Raw genomic sequence first — 2,972 nt, 5'->3', positions numbered from 1 at the left:
AAGGGCGCCCCGATCGCGGGCATCGGCGTCGCCGGCGCCCCCTCCGGCGACCTCGACGAGAAGTTCGCCCAGGCCGGCGTCGCCTCCCTCGGCAAGTAGTCCGGCGCCCGCGCCCGTACGGGGAACACCGCCATGAACGCGCTCGACGCCACCCTCCTGGCAGCCGCCGCGCACGGTGACACCGACGCCGTGCGCGCCGCCCTCGCCGCGGGCGCCCGGGTCGACGCCCGCGACCGGCACCGGCGCACCCCGCTGCTGCGTGCCGCCCAGCGCGACCACGTCGCCGTCGCGCGCGTCCTCCTCGCCGCGGGCGCGGACCCGAACGCCCGGGACGACCGGTGTGACAGCCCGTGGCTGGTCACCGGCGTCACGGGGAGCGTGGCGATGATGCGCGCCCTGCTGCCGGCGGGTCCCGACCTGGGGCTCACCGACCGCTACGGCGGTACGGCCCTGATCCCCGCGGCGGAGCGGGGTCACGTGGCGTACGTCCGGGCCGTCCTCGACGAGACCGCCATCGAGGTGGACCACGTCAACCGCCTCGGCTGGACGGCCCTCCTGGAGGCGGTGATCCTCGGCTCGGGCGCCCGCCCCCACCAGGACGTCGTCGCCCTGCTGCTCGGAGCGGGCGCGGACCCCGAACTCCCGGACGCGTACGGCTGTACGGCCCTGGATCACGCCACCCGCCACGGCCTCACGGAGATCGCCGCGCTCCTCACGAGCGGGCGGGGAGCCCGGATCCCGTCCCGCCGCTGACGCCCGGCTCCTCCGCCACGCCTCCCCTGCTTCTACTTCTCCGCGTGGGCGAGGCCCCGGCTGATGACCAGGCGCTGGATCTGGTTGGTGCCCTCGAAGATCTGGGTGATCTTGGCCTCGCGCATGTAGCGCTCGACGGGGAAGTCGCGGGTGTAGCCGTAGCCGCCGAGGACCTGGACGGCGTCCGTCGTGACCTTCATCGCCGTGTCGGTGGCGATGAGCTTGGCCGCGCTGGCCTGGCGGCTGAAGGGGCGGCCGAGGTCACGGCGGCGGGCCGCGTCGAGGTAGGTGGCGCGGGCCGCGTCGACGGCGGCGGCCATGTCGGCGAGGAGGAAGCCGAGCCCCTGGTGGTCGACGATCCGGCGGCCGAAGGTGGTGCGCTCGTTGGCGTAGGCGACGGCGGCGTCGAGGGCGGCCTGGGCGAGGCCCGTGGCGCAGGCTGCGATGCCGAGCCGGCCGCTGTCGAGGGCGCTGAACGCGATCTGGAGGCCCTGGCCCTCGTTCCCGACGAGCCGGTCGGCTTCGAGGAGGGCGCCGTCCCAGTAGGCGGAGGTGGTGGGAACGGCCTGGAGGCCCATCTTCCGCTCGGGGGCGCCGAAGCTCAGGCCCTCGGTGGCGCCGGGGGCGAGGAAGCAGGAGATGCCGTGACTGCCGGGCGCGGTACGGGCGAAGAGCGCGTAGAACCCGGCCTTGCCGCCGTGGGTGATCCAGGCCTTGGTGCCGGTGACGCGGTAGCCGCTGCCGTCGTCCTGGCGCTCGGCCTTGCAGCTGAGGGCGGCGGCGTCGGAGCCGGCCTGGGGCTCGGAGAGGCTGTAGCCGCCGATGGTCCGGCCCTCCAGCATGGCGGGCAGCCAGCGTTCCTTCTGCTCGGCGGTGCCGAAGGTGTGCAGCGGGTGGCAGGCCAGGGTGTGGACGCTGGTGGCCACGGCGACGGCGGCCCAGCGTGCGGCGAGCTCTTCGAGGACCTGGAGGTAGACCTCGTACGGCTGGCCTCCGCCGCCGTACTCCTCGGGGTACGGCAGGCCGAGGAGCCCGGCCTCGCCGAGGGTGGCGAAGAGCCCTTCGGGATAGGTCTCGGTGGCCTCGTGCTCGTCCACCCGCGGAGAGAGCTCCTTGTCGGCGATCTCCCGGGTGAGGGCGATGAGGTCCGCTGCCTCGGGGGTGGGAAGCAGGCGGTCGACATCCATGGCGACTCCAGCGGCGCGCAAAGTGGTACTGGGGGAGGTACTGCAGTACCGCTTAGCGTAGCGCAGAAGGGTGGCGCCGTAACCCCCCGCGAAGACGGCCTGGAATACTGTTCGGGTGATCGAGACCCGAGCCGCCGACACCCCGAGACTCACGGGCCGCGGCGCGGCACGCCGCTCCGCCCTCTTCGAGGAGCTGGTGACCCTCCTGGTCGGCGAGGGCTTCGCCCGGTTCACGCTCGACGACCTCGCCGCGCGCCTGCACTGTTCGAAGCGGACCCTGTACGGCCTCGCCGGCAGCAAGGAGCAGCTGGTCCGGGCGGCGGTCGTGCACTTCTTCCGACGCGCCACGGCCCGGGTCGAGGCGGTCCTCGCCGCCGCGAGCGATCCGGCCGAGCGGCTCGCCGCCTATCTGCGGGCGGTCTCGGCCGAGCTGGCGCCGGTCTCGCCGCAGTTCTTCGACGACGTCGCCGCGTTCGAGCCGGCGGCGGAGGTGTACGAGCGCAACACGCGCGCGGCGGCCGGCCGGGTCCAGCAGCTCATCGAGGAGGGCGTGCGGGCCGGGGTCTTCCGCGAGGTGCACGTGACCTTCGCGGCCGACGTCATCTCCTCGGTGATGGTCCGCATCCAGCGGCGCCAGGTCGCGTCGGCGACGGGCCTCGCCGACGCCGAGGCGTACGAACAGCTGGCCGAGCTGCTCCTCAGCGGCCTCCGCAGGGCCTGAAGGGCCCGGCGGGCGGGCGCGCGGGACGGGTTTCCGTCCGGGTGTGACCACGCGCCGCCCCGAAGCCCGCCGCCCGGGTTAATTTGGAGGATGAATTAAACCTCAAGGGGGCCAAGTGACCACGCGGAACGGCCGTACCGTACGTGACCTGCGACGCGAGAACCGCACCGCCGTCCTCCAACGTCTCTACTTCGACGGGCCGACGAGCCGCTTCTCGCTCGGTCCGGCCACCGGCCTCAGCTCCGGCTCGGTCAGCAACGTGGTCGCGGAACTCGTCGCGGAGGGCCTGGTCGAGGAGGCGGGCAGCGTCG

At 73.8% G+C, this 2,972-nt stretch carries 3 protein-coding genes and 2 pseudogenes; 4 read left to right on the top strand and 1 reads right to left on the bottom strand.

Annotated elements, in window-relative coordinates; translation table 11 throughout:
* A pseudogene (locus ACFWUY_RS41160) lies at positions 1-99 on the top strand (heme-binding protein); the annotation flags it as partial.
* Between the two features lie 33 nt (positions 100-132).
* Positions 133-753: an ankyrin repeat domain-containing protein gene (locus ACFWUY_RS41155; protein WP_384122015.1), complete on the top strand. Its 621-nt coding sequence runs from the start codon at positions 133-135 to the stop codon at positions 751-753.
* 32 nt (positions 754-785) lie between these two features.
* Here ACFWUY_RS41155 and ACFWUY_RS41150 read toward each other — a convergent pair whose 3' ends face one another.
* Positions 786-1,940, bottom strand: a complete 1,155-nt coding sequence (locus tag ACFWUY_RS41150; RefSeq protein ID WP_384122012.1) for an acyl-CoA dehydrogenase family protein — start codon at positions 1,938-1,940, stop codon at positions 786-788.
* A gap of 115 nt (positions 1,941-2,055) precedes the next feature.
* On the opposite strand from ACFWUY_RS41150, the gene ACFWUY_RS41145 reads away from it, so the two are divergent.
* Together ACFWUY_RS41145 and ACFWUY_RS41140 are read left to right on the top strand one after the other, a co-directional pair.
* Positions 2,056-2,661, top strand: coding sequence for a TetR/AcrR family transcriptional regulator (locus ACFWUY_RS41145; RefSeq protein ID WP_384122009.1), 606 nt, complete (start codon positions 2,056-2,058; stop codon positions 2,659-2,661).
* Positions 2,662-2,776: 115 nt separating this feature from the next.
* Positions 2,777-2,972 (top strand): annotated as a pseudogene (locus tag ACFWUY_RS41140) (sugar kinase); the annotation flags it as partial.

The organism is Streptomyces sp. NPDC058664 (assembly GCF_042716635.1).
GTDB lineage: Bacteria > Actinomycetota > Actinomycetes > Streptomycetales > Streptomycetaceae > Streptomyces.
Note: the sequence above shows the minus strand (reverse complement) of the source record. Positions and strands in the feature narration are given on the sequence as shown.